General features: G+C 69.3%; 15 protein-coding genes. 6 read left to right on the top strand and 9 right to left on the bottom strand.

Going from position 1 to position 15,232, the window contains the following annotated elements; translation table 11 throughout:
• The first annotated feature begins 572 nt into the window (after nt 1-572).
• Complete coding sequence (locus LDL49_RS33980) at nt 573-1,193, top strand: L-threonylcarbamoyladenylate synthase (protein ID WP_225297264.1); 621 nt, start codon at nt 573-575, stop codon at nt 1,191-1,193.
• Nucleotides 1,194-1,279: 86 nt separating this feature from the next.
• Here LDL49_RS33980 and LDL49_RS33975 read toward each other — a convergent pair whose 3' ends face one another.
• Complete coding sequence (locus tag LDL49_RS33975; RefSeq protein WP_225297261.1) at nt 1,280-1,912, bottom strand: NAD(P)H-dependent oxidoreductase; 633 nt, start codon at nt 1,910-1,912, stop codon at nt 1,280-1,282.
• A 138-nt stretch (nt 1,913-2,050) separates the two neighbouring features.
• On the opposite strand from LDL49_RS33975, the gene LDL49_RS33970 reads away from it, so the two are divergent.
• Nucleotides 2,051-2,692, top strand: a complete 642-nt coding sequence (locus LDL49_RS33970; RefSeq protein ID WP_225297259.1) for a TetR/AcrR family transcriptional regulator — start codon at nt 2,051-2,053, stop codon at nt 2,690-2,692.
• 36 nt (nt 2,693-2,728) lie between these two features.
• On the opposite strand, the gene LDL49_RS59365 is transcribed toward LDL49_RS33970, so the two are convergent.
• Nucleotides 2,729-3,295, bottom strand: coding sequence for an NmrA family NAD(P)-binding protein (locus LDL49_RS59365; RefSeq protein ID WP_225297257.1), 567 nt, complete (start codon nt 3,293-3,295; stop codon nt 2,729-2,731).
• Nucleotides 3,296-3,373: 78 nt separating this feature from the next.
• Here LDL49_RS59365 and LDL49_RS33960 point away from each other — a divergent pair, with 78 nt between their 5' ends.
• Together LDL49_RS33960 and LDL49_RS33955 are read left to right on the top strand one after the other, a co-directional pair.
• Nucleotides 3,374-3,793 carry an SbtR family transcriptional regulator gene (locus LDL49_RS33960; RefSeq protein WP_225297255.1) on the top strand — a complete coding sequence of 140 codons (420 nt, stop codon included), beginning with the start codon at nt 3,374-3,376 and terminating at the stop codon, nt 3,791-3,793.
• Between the two features lie 223 nt (nt 3,794-4,016).
• Nucleotides 4,017-4,994 carry a site-specific integrase gene (locus LDL49_RS33955; protein WP_225297253.1) on the top strand — a complete coding sequence of 326 codons (978 nt, stop codon included), beginning with the start codon at nt 4,017-4,019 and terminating at the stop codon, nt 4,992-4,994.
• A 223-nt stretch (nt 4,995-5,217) separates the two neighbouring features.
• On the opposite strand, the gene LDL49_RS33950 is transcribed toward LDL49_RS33955, so the two are convergent.
• The 7 genes from LDL49_RS33950 to LDL49_RS33920 form a co-directional block, all read right to left on the bottom strand.
• Nucleotides 5,218-5,598 carry a hypothetical protein gene (locus LDL49_RS33950; RefSeq protein ID WP_225297251.1) on the bottom strand — a complete coding sequence of 127 codons (381 nt, stop codon included), beginning with the start codon at nt 5,596-5,598 and terminating at the stop codon, nt 5,218-5,220.
• A 139-nt stretch (nt 5,599-5,737) separates the two neighbouring features.
• The gene (locus tag LDL49_RS33945; RefSeq protein WP_225297249.1) at nt 5,738-8,035 is read right to left on the bottom strand and encodes a polysaccharide lyase 8 family protein; all 2,298 of its coding nucleotides are present in this window, start codon (nt 8,033-8,035) and stop codon (nt 5,738-5,740) included.
• A gap of 95 nt (nt 8,036-8,130) precedes the next feature.
• Complete coding sequence (manD, locus tag LDL49_RS33940) at nt 8,131-9,360, bottom strand: D-mannonate dehydratase ManD (RefSeq protein WP_225297247.1); 1,230 nt, start codon at nt 9,358-9,360, stop codon at nt 8,131-8,133.
• A gap of 48 nt (nt 9,361-9,408) precedes the next feature.
• The gene (gene dgoD / locus LDL49_RS33935) at nt 9,409-10,557 is read right to left on the bottom strand and encodes a galactonate dehydratase (protein ID WP_225297245.1); all 1,149 of its coding nucleotides are present in this window, start codon (nt 10,555-10,557) and stop codon (nt 9,409-9,411) included.
• A gap of 5 nt (nt 10,558-10,562) precedes the next feature.
• Entirely contained in the window at nt 10,563-11,378 is an 816-nt protein-coding gene (locus LDL49_RS33930; RefSeq protein ID WP_225297243.1) for a carbohydrate ABC transporter permease, read from the bottom strand.
• Nucleotides 11,375-12,310 (bottom strand): carbohydrate ABC transporter permease, encoded by a 936-nt coding sequence (locus tag LDL49_RS33925; protein WP_225297241.1) that lies wholly within the window; start codon nt 12,308-12,310, stop codon nt 11,375-11,377. The genes LDL49_RS33930 and LDL49_RS33925 overlap by 4 nt, the downstream gene beginning before the upstream one ends.
• Nucleotides 12,311-12,385: 75 nt before the next feature.
• On the bottom strand, nt 12,386-13,624 hold the full coding sequence (locus LDL49_RS33920) for an ABC transporter substrate-binding protein (protein ID WP_225297239.1): 1,239 nt from the start codon (nt 13,622-13,624) through the stop codon (nt 12,386-12,388).
• 184 nt (nt 13,625-13,808) lie between these two features.
• On the opposite strand from LDL49_RS33920, the gene LDL49_RS33915 reads away from it, so the two are divergent.
• Together LDL49_RS33915 and LDL49_RS33910 are read left to right on the top strand one after the other, a co-directional pair.
• Complete coding sequence (locus LDL49_RS33915) at nt 13,809-14,570, top strand: FadR/GntR family transcriptional regulator (RefSeq protein WP_225297236.1); 762 nt, start codon at nt 13,809-13,811, stop codon at nt 14,568-14,570.
• A 64-nt stretch (nt 14,571-14,634) separates the two neighbouring features.
• Entirely contained in the window at nt 14,635-15,219 is a 585-nt protein-coding gene (locus LDL49_RS33910; protein WP_225297233.1) for a TetR/AcrR family transcriptional regulator, read from the top strand.
• Nucleotides 15,220-15,232 lie beyond the last annotated feature (13 nt).

The following is a 15,232-nucleotide window of genomic DNA, read 5'->3' as shown; positions in this document are numbered from 1 at the left end:
TGGTCGTTCTGCGTAGAAATACACATTCGGCATGTGAGCAACGCCACAGAGCTTTCACAAGGGCAGATCCGGCGTCGATTCGCTGCATCACGTCGCCGCTCGCGGCTGAAACGCTTGGATGCGCTCTTGACAAATACTGAACATAAAATGGAATCAGCGCTTGCCGACCCGGAGCCACATCAAGCGCCGGACAGAAACAACTTAGGCGTCTTGATAACGAGTGAATATTTACTGGATTCGTCGCTGAGCCCTTTTCAGGATCGCCTGGATCAGGGGTGGGTCCCGCGTTCGGCGGACACCTTGCGGCACCTCTCCGCGACGGCCCTCACCACAGGGCGGCCAACTCCACCTCCGCGAGCTTGGCCGCCCGGGCCACCCGGACGGCCGACGAGGGGGAGGGCACTCCCCCTCGCACCCCGGCATCCTCGATGAATGGGCGTGGTCAGTGAAGCCGGCCGGTCCTGTGATCCTGCTCGACCAGTGCCCATTCCGGCGGCCTCGCGCCGCACGGCGGCCTGGAGCCCAGGGGGCGCGTGTCATGCGATGGGGTGGCCGCTTCTAAGATCCGAGGTGTGGCCAAGTATTTCGCTCTGCATCCGGACAACCCCCAGCCCCGCCTGATCAGCCAGGTCGTCGAGTCTTTATACGCGGACGGGCTGATCGCGTACCCGACGGACTCCTGCTACGCGCTGGGGTGCCGCCTGGGCAACAAGGAGGGCCTCGATCGGATCAGGGAGATCCGCAGCCTCGGCAGCGATCATCACTTCACGCTGCTCTGCAGGGACTTCGCGCAGTTCGGTCAGTTCGTTCATGTGAGCAATGCGGTGTTCCGGTTGGTCAAGGCGGCGACTCCGGGTGGCTACACGTTCATCCTGCCCGCGACCAAGGAGGTGCCGCGGCGGTTGCTGCATCCCCGGAAGAAGACGGTCGGCGTCCGGATCCCTGATCATGTCGTCACCCAGGCGCTGCTGGCCGAGCTCGGCGAACCGCTGCTGTCGAGCACCCTCCTGCTGCCCGACGAGACCGAACCCGCGACGCAGGGCTGGGAGATCAAGGAGCGGCTCGACCACCTGGTGGACGCCGTCATCGACTCCGGCGAGTGCGGCGCCACCCCGACCACCGTCGTCGACTTCTCGCAGGGTGAGCCCGAGATTCTTCGCCGCGGCACGGGAGACCCGTCCCTCTTCGAGTAGGCGACCGCCCTCGCGACCGGCTGGACGAGCTGACGTACGCCCGCCTCGAGGTGCATGACACGTCAATTCGCGACCAGTGCGTGCGGCTACTTGGCGGCCAGCTCTCGGCCCGCGTCGCGGGCGGCGGCGAGGGCGTCGCCGTGCAGCTGCGCGGCCAGCGGGCGCAGCGCTTCCATGGCCGGATTTGCGGCGGCGAGAGTGAGCTCCCGTTCGACGACGGTGAGGTCGGCCTCCCACATGTCAGCCAGGACCCGCGTCAGGTACGGGGTGGAGTGGTCCCAGCCCTCGCGTGGGGTGCCGGGTCCATAGCCGCCCCCACGTACGGTGGCCAGCACGGTCGGCTTGCCCTTGAGCACCGGGGTGCCGGTGCCCGCCCCGGCGATGACCAGGTCGGCCCAGGTCTTGAAGTGCTGGGAGACCCCGTAGTTGTACAGCGGCACGGCCAGCAGGACCGCGTCGGCCGCCTCCAGTTCGGCCGCGAGCCGCACGGCCAGCGCGAGCGCGTCGCGCTGCGCCTGGGTGCGGTCGGGCTCGGGGGTGAATCCCGCGGTCGCCGCGAGCGCCCATGCCTCGGCGGGCAGCGGGTCGGTGGCCAGGTGACGGCGCACCACGGGCACACCGGGCCGGGTCGCGGTCCACTCGGCTTCGACGAGGTCGGCGAGCTCGGCGCTGGAAGAGGTGCCGGGAAGGATGCTGGCGTCCAGCCGGAACAGGCTCATGATCGTCTCCTTTGGAGTGCCGCGTCATGCGGCTCAGCGGGGTCGGCGGCGGGTCTGGCCGGGGTGCCAGTGCCGTGACTCGCCTCAGCATAAGCGGACTTTACCCCGCTTTCTACTCCAGGGGTAGGGTGAGAACTTGTGGATCTCCCTGTGGTGCCCTTCGGTCGTCCCCGTGCCGAACGCGTGGACGCGGCACGCAACCGTCTGCAACTGCTCCAGGTGGCCCGCGAGATGATCGCCGAGCACGGGGTGGAGAAGGTGACCATGGACGGCCTGGCCGAACGGGCCGGCCTGGGCAAAGGGACCGTCTTTCGCCGGTTCGGCACCCGCGCGGGAATCTTCCAGGCCCTGGTGGACGAGGACGACCGCGCCTTCCAGCAGGCCGTCATGGGCGGGCCACCGCCGCTCGGCCCCGGAGCCGACCCGGTGCGGCGGCTGATCGCCTACGGCCGGGCCCGCATCGCCTTTCTGCTCGACCACCACGCGATCGTCCGCGCGGCCCTGGACCGCAACCAGCCCGTCCCCGTCGGCGAGCACAACCTCTCCCGGGTGCACATCCGCATGCTCCTGGGGCAGGCACGCCAACACGGGCAGTTGGACCTCGCCGACCTCGACAGTCTGGCCGTCCAGCTCACCGCCGCCCTCGAAGGCCCGATCCTGCTCTATCTGGGCATGACGCCACCCGTCCCGGCCGACCCCACCCCGGCCTCCGTCCCGTTGGCCGACAGCTGGCAGACCATCATCGAACGTCTCTTCCGAACGCCGTCACACAGCTGTTAGCTCACGGCAGCGGCGATGGCGTCCGGCCTGTAGAGGTCAAGGCCCGTGGGGAACGTCGTGTTCAGAGGGTGGCGTGGGCCCAGTCGGTGAAGGTCGTGGCCGGGATCGCGAGGGCGTGGGCGAACTCGGGACGCGCCGGTGCGGGGTGCAGGCTGGCGTACTGCTGCGACAGGACATACTCGCTGCGCAGGCCGGCGGCCCGTACCTCCGACAGGTCGGCGGGAAGGGTGATGGGCTTTCCGCGGACCTCGGAGAGGATCGCGGCTGGCCTGCCCCCGACACCGAGGTGTGCACGATCTGTTCGACGCCGGCCTTCTGCGCCGCCGCGGCGAGATTGCCGGCGTACCGCACCTCCGAGTCGCCCATGAGATCGGCCAGGTCGGGCATCTGCATCGAGAACACGTCTCGGGCCCCGTCGAGGGCCGTCAGCAACGAAGCCGGGTCCTCCAGGTCGCCCGTCACGAGCGTGGCACCGTGAGCGGCGATCTCCTGTGCGCGCGGCGAGGTGGGATCGCGTACAAGAGCGTGCACGTCCGTTCCCGCTCGGAGCAGGGCCCGCGCGGTCGCCCCGCCCTCTCGACCGGTCGCCCCGGTGACCAGCACGAATGATGAATCCGCGCGAGTGTCGGCTCAGCCACCCTGCACCGGCACTTCCCCTCGCGACACGACCTGCTCAACGCGGTGTTCCACGAGGGCGTGGAACGGCTCAGCCGTCGGGCCCGAGAGCTCGCCGACAGCCTGGCTCCCGGCGATGCGCTCGCCGCGTGGCTCGAGGAAGTGACGACGTACACCGCGACCGCACGCGGACTCGCGACGGCCCTGCTGTCGACCCCGGACTGCGCTGTCGCCGCGGAAGACAGCTGCCACGGCCTGATACGTGATGCGGCGACGCGTCTGGTGACGGACGCGGAGGAAGCGAGCGTCCTGCGCACCGAGGCGACGACCCACGACCTCATAACCCTGGCCAACGCCATCTCCGTGGCCTCCGACGGCGATCCCGACAGCGCTCGCCGGCTGTTGCGGCTCACCCTCGGCGGTGTCCTGAAGAGTTCGCCCACCGAGCACTCTCCAGTGAGCCGAGCAGCGACGAACGCCCGCTGACTCGGCCTCCCGGCTCTACGCATGCCACCATCCACCGGTGGTGCCCGGCGGCTGCGCTCAAAGCTGACAGCCGCTGTCCACCGGGGCAGCGAGGATTGTTGGCGACGCTCCATGAGATGATCGAGTTCATGATGGGTTTGTCAGGCACGGGCCGCCGCGCCCTCGGGTCGGCCGGCGAGGCTGCCGCGATGTTCAACGCCGACCTGGTCACGGCGTCGGCCGCGTGCTGAGCATGGTCGAAGCGGAGACCACCGCGCGAGTCCCGCGCGCGTTCGGGGGCGGCCTCGCGTCTCCCCTTCTCGACGGCGACCCCATGAGACCCGCGCGCCATCCAGAGCCGGTCGGCGTCGGGCAGATCCCGGGATTACGGCCGCGCCTGCGCCCTGGTGACGGGGGCGAGGTCCCCGCCGCCGACGTCGATCTTGTGGACGCGCTGGATCCGCCGACCCGGCGGACGGTGACGGCCTGGCTTCGCGAGAAGCCCTCCGCGCCCCTGCGACAGACACGGCTGCGGGTCCTGGCCTCGTTCCTGCGCTGGCTGCACACCGCCGAGCCGGCCCTCGGCCTGCTCACCGCCACCGAGGCCCAACTGGACGCCTACTGCTACACCGCCCTCACCACCGGCGTACGCACCTCCGGCAAGCCCTTGACCAGGGCGACGGTGATCCGGAGACGGGCCACGCTGGCCTCCTTCTACGCGTTCGCCCGGCGAACCGGCGCTGATCGGTCTCACCGCTGCGTGACCGGCACGCCGCCGCTCACCCCGGCCGAACGGCGCCTGCTGCGAACAGGTGCCGGGCGGCTGGCCGACGACGGCCGGTGGGCCGAGGCCCTCGCCGTCGCGCTGCTGGAGGCCACCGGCGCCTCCGTGGAGGCGCTGGCCGCTTTGACCGCCCACGATGTCCGCCCTTCGGCCCCCGCCGACCGGCTGACCCTGATCACCTTGCGCAACGGCCGTGATGGCGTCGTCGCGTTCCCGGTGTCGCCGGAGGTCCGCCACCTGTTGCGCGCGCTGTGCGGCAGCCGGGCCCCTGGAGAGCCGCTGATCAGGCGGGACGACGGCCGGAGCGTGGACCTCGAATGGCTCGGGGCCGCGCTCACCGACGCCGCGCTCGCCGCCGGCGTAGACAGGCAACGAGCCGAACTCCTGCACCCGCACCTGTTGCGCGCCCGCACGGTGACCGGGCTCGCGCGCCCGTAACTGGCGGGCCGGGCAGCCGGCGGGCCGGGGGGCCTGTCTGGCGGGCCGAGCGAGCGTAACCGACGGGCCGAGCGGGTCAGCGCCCGGCTGCGGTCTCGGCGTGGTAACCGGACGCCTGAAGAGCGAACAGTCTGGCGTACTCTGTCGTACCCCGCGGGGTCCTGCTCGACGAAACCCCGTCTCTGGACGGTCCGGGGGTCGCTGAGCGTTCGCCCGGCCGGGGTCACCTTCCGCCGATGAAGTACTTGGCGGGGATGAAGAGCTCGTGCCCGGTGTTGAAAAGCACCCGTACCCCGGCGGTCGTCCACTCTGTCGTCTTGACAGAGTCGGCGGACGTTTCGATGTCCACCCAATGGCCATAAGAAAGGCTGGTGTCCCGGCCGACGAAGATCTGGTGCGACTCCCCGAGAAGGGCACTCCGGCGAATCAAGGCCAGCAGATGCTTCGAATCGTCGTCGTAGGCCACAGTGGCCGGCTGGTCGCTGCGATAGACCACCTCGGACCGCGGCCACCGCACCGCGACGGACAGCACCACACCCAGCGCGATGCCGAGAACGACCAGCCCGAGTCCCTTCAGCCGCCGCAACCGGTGCGAGCGGGTCAACGATGGTTCCACAGCCAAGGGCGAAGTCATCTACTGCCTCCGTAGTGGTCGACTTCGTAGTTCGTCGCTCCGGCACGAGGGAAAGTTCGCGAGTGCCGACGGCTGTTCACCGTTCCTCAGCCGGACTTGCCCTTGCGCCTCAGACGTGGACCTCCGCCGTGTGGGCGTGCCCGCGGCTGCCACCGACTTCCACCTTGACCGCGTGCTTGGACTTGCGCACGCTGCGGTCCTTTTTCCCGACCGATTTCACCCGCCAGGGCAGCGTGATCTTCACCTCGTCGGCGGTCCTGGACGGGTCGGAGACCGCCAGCCGTACCCGCTGGTGGTCGCGGCGGATCAGCAGCGTGCAGGGGCCGTCGGCGGTCAGCGGTCCGTCCGCGGTCTCGACGGTCCCCGCGCGCCAGAAGACGGCGGCGAGCACGTTGTCGCGGGAGATGGCCTGCACCGCCCGGGAGTTGGCGAGGATCTTGATCAGCCGCCCGTAAGCCGCGGTCTGCGCGACGGAGGCGTCGGGCAGGACGGCATAGGCGTAGCGCGCCTTGCGCGGATCGACGCCGTGGTCGATGAGGATCGTCGTGTAGTGCCTGGTGACGGGGGTGGTGTCGCCTCCGGTGGTGGCGCCCTTGTCGATGTCGCGCCAGCGGCCGGTGCGCTGGTCGCGGACCACCTTCGCCTCGGCGTCGTCGAGCAGCGCGTAGCCGGCCACACCGGACAGGTGGACCCAGCCGTCGCCCCGGGTCAGCGGCGGATGCCAGTCGTGGGTGTTGCGGTTCTCCACGATGGTCTCGATGCGGCGGCCGTCGGAGGCCGCGATGCCGGTGCCGAGGGCGATCACCGCGTCATCGAGCAGGAACCACGCCTTCTTGGCCCGCAGCGAGGAGCCGTCGGCGATCAGCTTCATGGCCGCCACGCCGTACTCGCCGTCGAGCGCCACGCCGCCCGCCCACGGGGTGGGTGGCAGGCGGCGCTTGCCGTACGGGAGATCGGCGCGTCTGCGCGTGTCGACCGTCGTGCCCGGCAGCCGGTGCGGGTCGATCGTGGGCCACAGGTCGTCGTTCCAGTGGGTGAGGTCGGCGGTGTAGAGGTAGGTCATGCCGTCGCCGGTGTACCAGCCGTGCAGGTTCTCCTGGTTCATGGCCTCGGCCGCGCCGATGCGCTCCGAGCTCATCGCGATCGCGTAGGCCCAGGTCGGACGGCGGTGCACGACCCGGTCCATGTCGGCGAAGACGTACGTCCCGGTCATGCGTGGGCCCACCGGCACCGACGGGTCCTCCAGCAGGGCCTTGGCCCCGGCGATGCTCGCCAGCGCTGGGAGCGTGGGGGCGGCCTGGTTGCGGGTGAGCCAGCCCTTCACCAGCGGTCGCCAGCGCTGGGCATAGCGCTCGGGCGCCGCCTCCAGCAGGGTGAGGATGGACTCGACCGCCTTCTCTCCCGAGTGGTGGTCGCGGTGGCCCTGCACCGAGATCTGCCGGCCGCGTACACAGTCCATCATCAGCCCGTCGAAGATGAACGGCGCGAAGGAGCGATCCACGAGGTCGTAGACGTTGCCGATTCGGCTGATCTCCCACGGTGACCTCGCGAGCATGGCGATCAGCTTGGCCACGCTCTCCAGGTAGTCCACGCCGTAGCTGCCGGTGTAGGGGTACACGTCGTGCTGGATGAACGACCCGTCACGGTAGAAGCCGTCGCCGGGGCCCCTGGTCGGCCGCAGCAGGTCGGAGACCGCGTCCCTGGCCCGCTTGATGAGGCGGGCGTCGTGGGTGAGCAATCCGCGCATCGCCACCGCCGTGGCCTTGCCCGCCCGGTTGGCGCCGGTCTCGACGACGCCCGGGTGGCTGACGCGGCGCTCGGGGTCGGGGCACCAGCGGCGCAACGGGCGCAGCCAGCGCTCGAGGCGGTCCTTGGGCAGGCCGTCGTACAGCAGGGCGCAGGTGTCGGTCAGCGCGCGGGGGACGCCGATCTCCCACCAGTACCAGTTGCTGCCCCGCCGGTCGAGCCCCTCGTGGTAGGCGTGCTCGTACAGGAAGTCCAGCGCCATGATCGCGGTCTCGGCGACCTGCCCGTCCCGGTGCATGGTGGTGCCCGGCGTGGCCCAGCCCAGCGCCAGCGTGCGCATGCGGTTGTAGGCGCGGTTGAAGTTGCCCGTACGGGGGTCGTCGAGCGGCAGGTCGGGCCACAGGCTCGGGCGGCCTGGGGCGGGCTTCAGCTTGCGCAGCACCGCGTTGGCCGAGCCGTCGACCGCCTGCGCCTTGTCGGTGTAGACGGAGTCGTACGACCCGCCGGCCAGCAGGCTCACCCATCGTTCACGCGCGGCGTCGAACGTGGCGGCACCGACCGTGGCGGTGCCGGCCGCCTCCGCCGGTCTGTCCCAGAGAGCGAGGCCGGCCACGGCCGAGGTGCCCAGCAGGGCGGACCGCCGGCTGAGGGGGTGGGTCATGGCGGCCTTCCGACAATCGGGCGAATATCAGCTCAAAGGATCATATGTCGACTTACCCACGGCCCGGATCACCGCGCCGACAGGATCCGCCGCGTTCACCAGTCATGGACGGTGCCGTCCGCCAGCCGGTTGAACGGCAGGTACGCCGGTTGGTACGGGAATCGCGCCGCGGCCTTCTCATCGAGCTCCACGCCGAGTCCCGGCAGCCCGCCGGGGTGCAGGTAGCCGTCGGTGAAGCTGAACGACTGCTGGAACACTTCGTTGGTCGCCGGGCCGTGCTGCATGTATTCCTGGATACCGAAGTTGTGGATCGCCAGGTCCAGGTGCAGGGCGGCGGCCATGCCGACCGGCGAGATGTCGGTCGGGCCGTGGATGCCGGACTTGATCTGGTACTGGGCGGCGTAGTCGAGCAGCTTCCGCATGGCCGTGATCCCCCCGGTGTGGGTGACGGCGGAGCGGACGTAGTCGATGAGCTGTTCGCGGATCAGGGTCTGGTAGTCCCACACGGTGTTGAAGACCTCGCCGATGGCCAGCGGAGTGGTGGTGTGCCGGCGCACCAGGCGCAGCGCCTCCTGGTTCTCGGCCGGCGTGCAGTCCTCCAGCCAGAACAGGTCGTAAGGCTCAAGGGCCTTGCCGAGTTTGGCGGCCTGGATCGGGGTCATCCGATGATGCCCGTCGTGCAGCAGCGGCAGCTCGGGCCCGAACTCGTTGCGCACCGCCTCGAAGACGCCGGGCAGGTGGCGCAGGTAGGCACGGGTGTCCCAGTCCTCTTCGGCGGGCAGCGCGGTGCGCTGGGCCGGCTCGTAGTCGTACCGCTTGCCGTCCACACTGGGCTGGGCGGCCACGCCGTACACGGCGTTGATGCCAGGTACGGAGGTCTGCACCCGGATCGACCGGTAACCCATCTCCAGGTGCCGGCGGATCGAGTCGAACAGCTCTGGCAGGTCCCGGCCCGAGGCGTGCCCGTACGCCATGATCCCGCTCCGGGAGGCTCCGCCGAGTAGCTGGTAGAGCGGCATCCCGGCGGCCTTGGCCTTGATGTCCCACAGCGCCACGTCCACGGCCGCGATGGCGGCCATGGTGACGGGTCCTCGCCGCCAGTACGCCGAGCGGTAGAGGAACTGCCAGGTGTCCTCGATGCGATGCGGGTCCCGCCCGAGCAGGAGAGGGACGACGTGGTCGGCGAGGTACGACGCGACCGCCAGCTCCCGCCCGTTGAGTGTGCCGTCCCCCAGCCCGCTGATCCCCTCATCCGTCGTGATCTTGAGGGTGACGAAGTTGCGGTCGGGGCTGGTGACGACGACGTCCGCTGCGATGATCTTCACACAGATGCCTTTCTCACAGGTGGCGGCGGTGCGGCCGAGAGGTCACGTTCACCATTCCGCGTAGGAACCGTCCCGGTGCCGCCAGATGGGGCTGCGCCAGGCGTGTCCTGTTTTGTCGGCGGCGCGGACCGCCTGATCGTCGACCTCGATACCCAGGCCGGGTGCGGTGAGCCGCTCGACGTGCCCGGCCACGAAGGTCAACGGGGTCTTGTCGAGGCAGTAGTCGAGGACCTCGGCGCCAAGGTTGTAGTGGATGCCGATGCTTTGTTCCTGGATGAGGTAGTTCGGCGTGGCGAAGCCGATCTGCAGGCAGGCCGCGAGGGCGATCGGGCCGAGCGGGCAGTGCGGGGCGAGCTGCACGTCGTACACCTCGGCGAGGGTGGCGATCTTGCGTACCTCGGTGATGCCGCCGGCGTGCGAGAGGTCCGGCTGGGCGACCGCGATGCCGGCTTGGAGGACGGGCAGGAACTCCTGCCGGTTGTAGAGCCGTTCCCCGGTCGACACCGGGATGGTGGTCGAGCGGACGAATTCGCCGATGAGGTGGGAGTTCTCCGGGACGACCGGCTCCTCCAAGAACAGGGGCCGATACGGCTCCAGCAGCGGCGCCACCCGGCGGGCGTTGGCCAGGGTGAACCGCCCGTGCAGGTCGACGGCGACGTCGCGCTCGTCGCCGAGCACCTCGCGGGCGGCGGCGACCCGGGCGACCACGTCGTTCAGCTCGGCGACCGAGGCGACCGGGCTCATCTTGCCGGACGCGTTCATCTTCACCGCGGTGAGCCCGGCCTCGACCTGGGCGGCGATGTGGTCGCGGACCTCGCTGGGCTCGTCGCCGCCGACCCAGCCGTACACCCGGATCCGGTCCCGGACCGGGCCGCCGAGCAGCTGATGCACCGGGGCGCCGAAGTGCTTGCCGGCGATGTCCCAGAGGGCCTGGTCGAGGCCCGCCACGGCACTCGCCAGGATCGGGCCACCCCGGTAGAACGAGCCCTTGGTCAGCACCTGCCAGTGGTCCTCGATGCGCAGCGCGTCCCGGCCGATCAGCAGCTCCGCGAGCTGGTCCACGGCGGCGCGGACGGTCTCGGAGCGCCCTTCGCAGGTGGCCTCACCCCAGCCGACGATCCCGGAGTCGGTCTCCATCCGGACGAAGAGCCAGCGGGGGGCGACGAGAAAGGTCTCTATGCGGGCGATGGTCGTCATACCGGTCAGCCCTTTGTCGCGCCGGCGGTGAGGCCGGAGACCACGTACTTCTGCACGAACAGGGCGATCACCATGATCGGCAGGGTGACCACGGTGGCCGCGGCCATCAGGCCGCCCCAGTCGATGCTGGCGTAGCCGACGAAGTCGAAGATCGCCACGGGCAGGGTCTTGGTGTCCGCGTCGGAGAGCACGAGCGCGAACATGAAGTTGTTCCACGAGAAGATGAAGGACAGGATGCCGGCGGTGGCGATACCCGGTACGGACAGCGGCAGCATGATGCGGCGGAAGGCGCCGATGTGGGTCAGCCCGTCGACCAGCCCCGCCTCTTCCAGCTCCTCGGGCAGGCTGTCGAAGTAGCCCATCATGATGTAGACCACCAGCGGCAGCGCGACGAACATGTGGCTGAGGATCAGCACCCCGAAGCCGCCGACCATCTTCAGGTTGGAGAAGACGTAATACCAGGGCACCAGCAGCGAGACACCGGGGATGACCCGGGCCATCAGCACCACCAGCGCGGACTTCCTCATGTTGAACCGGCTCATCGAGTACGCGGCCGGCAGGCCGAGGATCAGCGACGCCACGGTGGCGGCGAACGCCACCCAGAGGCTGTTGACGATGAACTCGACGTAGTTGGCCTGCTGGAGCACCTTGGCGTAGTTGCCCATGGTGGGCGAGAAGGCCAGCGCCTTGCCCGGGTCGTAGATGTCGACGTTGGTCTTGAACGACGCGGCGATCATCCAGAGCAGCGGCGCGAGCAGGGAGAGCACCACGAAGGCGAGCGCCACCACCCGGAACACCCGGTACGCGGGACGGGGCTTCATCGCTTGGCCTCCTTGCGCCGGGCGGTCAGGGCCCACATCGCCCCGATGATGATCAGGAAGAAGAGGATGAGGACGGTGGAGGAGACGCCGTACTCGTTGTAGTCGAAGCTGAGGCCGTAGGCGTACACGTTGAGCGTCTCTACCTCGTGGAACGAACCGCCGCCGCGGCCCTTGGTGGCGTAGAGGATGTCGAAGGTCTTCAGCGCGTCGATGCCGCGCAGCAGGATCGCCACCGTCAGCGTGGGCATCAGCAGCGGCAGGGTGACGTGCCGGAAACGCTGCCAGGTGGTGGCGCCGTCGATCCGCGCCGCCTCCTGCGGCTCGTCCGACAGCGAGGTGAGCCCGGCGAGCAGGATCAGCGTCACCATCGGCGTCCACTGCCACACGTCGATGAAGATCGTGGTGGGCAGGGCCGTGTGCTGGCCGGCCAGCCACGGCTGCGGCCCGATGCCGACCCAGCCGAGGATCTGGTTGGCCATGCCGATGTTCGGGTCGAAGATGAGCCGCCACATCATGCCGACCGCGACCGGGGTGGCGACGAGCGGCATCAGGATGGCGACCCGGACCCATCTCTGCCCCTTGAACGGCCGCCAGAGCAGCAGGGCGATCGCCATCCCGAGGACCACCTCGAACAGCAGCGCGACGACGGTGAAGGTGACGGTCCGCCCGACGGCGGGCCAGAACCGGGCGGTGTCCGAGAAGACGTCGAGGTAGTTCTGGACTCCCACGAACTCGCTCTCCGCGCGGACGGATCCCTCGGCGTCGGTCAGGCTGAGGTAGCCGGTCCAGGCCAGGGGGAACACGAGCAGCGCGGCGACGAAGGTCATCGCGGGCGCGGCGAAGAGCCATTTGCGGTGGTCGTTGACCCAGCGCACCCAGCCGGGCGTATCGGGGGCGCTGGGCGGCGCCTTGGTGGTGGTGATCGTTGCCATGAGGTCTCCAGTGGTGCGCGGGCCTGCGGGGTACGTGGGTGGCGGGTGCTCGTTCCCGCCACCCACGTGCGCCACTTACTTGGCCTCGTCGTCCAGGAACTTCTGGAACGCGGCGTTGGCCGTGTCGGCGGCCGCCGCGGCGTCCTTGCCGGTGATCGCGTCGACGATCGGCTGGCCGACGATCTCGCGAGCCTCGGGAACCTTCACGACCAGCGGCCGGTCATGACCCACCCCGGACTTGGTACTGGCCTTGATGGCCTCCGCCAGGTCCTTCGGGAAGGTCGAGATGCCCTCCGGGTCGGCCCAGACGGAGCTACGGGCGCCCGGCACGCCGGACTTCTGCTGGGTGAGCGTCTGGTTCTTGCTGGTGGCCCACTCGATGAACTTCCAGGCGTTGCTCGTGTTCTCCGAACTGGAGTTGACGCCCAGTGCCCACGACGGGATGTTGTACGGCTTCGAACCGGCCGGGCCGGCCGGGAACGGCGCGAAGCCGACCTGGTCCGAGACCTTGGATTTGGCCGGATCGGTGGCGTTCTTGTAGAGCGAGTTCGCCTCGGTGTAGAAGGCGGCCTTGCCCTGGGTGAAGATGGCCATCGCCTCGGGCCAGCCCATGTCGGTGCTGACGTTCGCCGGGCCGGAGTCCTTGATCAGCCCGCCGTAGTAGGCGTACGCCTGCTTGGCCGCGTCGCTGTTGACCGCGGCCTTGCCGCTGCCGTCGACGAAGTCGCCGCCGAAACTGTAAAGGAAACTGGAGAACTGGGTGACCGCCGGCGACTTGCCGGTACGGGCGACGAAGCCGGCGACGCCCGGGTCGGCCGCCTTGACCTTGGCGGCGGCGGCCTTCAGCTCGTCGAGGGTCTTCGGCGGGGCGCTCAGGCCGGCCTTGCCGAGCAGGTCCTTACGGTAGTAGAGGACCTCCTGCTCGGTGATGATCGGGACACCGACCGGCTTGCCGTCGTATGTGGTGGCCTCCACCGGGCCGGCCTGGAAGTCGCTGAAGTCCCACTCCTTGTTCGCCTTCACCTGGTCCGACAGGTCGGCCAGGTACTTGTTCTTGGCGAAGAGCTTTCCCTCCTGGAGGGGGCGGTACATCATCACGTCGATGTCGGACGAGCCGGCGTTCAGCTTGACGTTGTACTGGTCGGAGAGCTGGTCCTCGCCGAGTTGGGTGACCTCGACCTTGAGTCCGGTCTGCTTCTCGAACTCGGGCAGGGCCTTCTTGATGTTCTCCGTCCACACGTGGTTGGCCAGGGTGACCCGGACCGTCTTGGACGCGCCGCTGTCGCCGCCACCGCCACAGGCGGACAGGCTCATGGCGGCAACCATGGCCAGAGACGTACCGAATATTGATAGACGTCGCACGTCGTCTCTCCTTTCTGTCATGACTGCCGCCCTCGGAAGTGCGCCACGCTGTCGTAACATCTGCTTAATGACGGGATGCTAGGACAAAAAAGCTGACTTATTCAAGGGTCCGTCGGCAACTGATATGCTCTATGCCGTGAATCAGTCCTCCCCAGGGGGCCTACCCACTCAGCACGCCCCTGCCGAAGCCGGGCTGCACGCACGAGTCCTCGACCGCCTCGGCACGGCCATCTGCAGCGGCGACGTGGCCGCCGGTTCCGTGCTGAGCATCGACGACCTGGTCGACCGCTATCAGGTCTCCCGCTCGGTGATCCGCGAGGTGCTGCGCGTGCTCGCCTCCATGGGACTCATCGAGACCCGGCGCCGGGTCGGGATCATGATCCAGCCCGCCGAGGGGTGGAGCGTCTTCGATCCACAGGTGATCCGCTGGCGGCTCGCCTCGGCCGGGCGGATGGCGCAGATGCGCTCGATCACCGAGCTACGGACCGCGATCGAGCCGCACGCCGCCTGGTTGGCCGCCGGGCGGATCGACGACGACGAGGCGAGCGAGTTGGTCGGCCTGGCGGCCAAGATGTGGGCCGCGGGGAAGGCCGGCGACGAGGCGCGCTTCCTCACCCTGGACATCGAATTCCACCGGCGGGTGCTGGCCGCCTCCGGCAACGAGATGTTCGCGAAACTGCAGCTGATCGTCGCCGAGGTGCTCGCCGGCCGGCACCACTACCACCTGATGCCGCACAACCCGGACGAGCAGGCGTTGCAGCTGCACACCGACGTGGCCCAGGCGATCCAGCGGCGCGACGGCGAGCGGGCCCGGGAGGCCATGGTGGGGATCATGGAGCAAGGGTTCGCCGAGATGAAGTCGATGTGGGAGCAGGCCGTCGAGCCGGGCGGCGCCTGACCGGCGACGAGCCGACAGTGCCGGCTCTTGCGCCGGAGACATGCCTGAACTAGCGTCTGGACACATGTCCGGCGAATTGATGACGGAGTCCACCCGCCGCCGGCTGTCCGACCGGCAGGCCGACACGGTGCGTCGTCTCACCGACGCGGCGGTCGAGGAGGTCCGGGCGAGCGGCTTCGACGGGTTCACCGTGCGCAACGTGGCACGTCGTGCGGGGGTGGCGCCGGCCACCGCCTACACGTACTTCACCTCGAAGAACCATCTCATCACCGAGGTGTTCTGGCGGCGGCTGAGCGCGCTGCCGCCGATACAGCCGTCCGGGGAGGCGCCACGGGAGCGGGTGATCGCCGTGCTGCGGGAGATCGCGCTGCTGGTCTCCGACGATCCCCGGCTCGCCGCCGCCTGTACGAGCGCGCTGCTCGGCACCGATCCGGACGTTCAGGAGCTGCGGCTGCGCATCGGCAAGGCCATCCGCCGCCGCCTGCGGACCGCGCTGAACCCCGATGCCGAGCCGTCGGCGTCGGACGCCCGGATTCTCAACGCGCTGGAGTTCGCGTACGCGGGGGCGCTCGTGCACGCGGGCATGGGTTACAGCTCGTACGCCGAAATGGCCGACCGGCTCGCCGAGGTGGCCGAGCTGCTTCTGTAAGGCGAACCGATCC

The sequence above is a fragment of the Nonomuraea aurantiaca genome (assembly GCF_020215705.1).
Lineage (GTDB): Bacteria > Actinomycetota > Actinomycetes > Streptosporangiales > Streptosporangiaceae > Nonomuraea > Nonomuraea aurantiaca.
The sequence above is the reverse complement of the archived record's forward strand: the minus strand, read 5'-3'. Positions and strand labels throughout refer to the sequence as shown.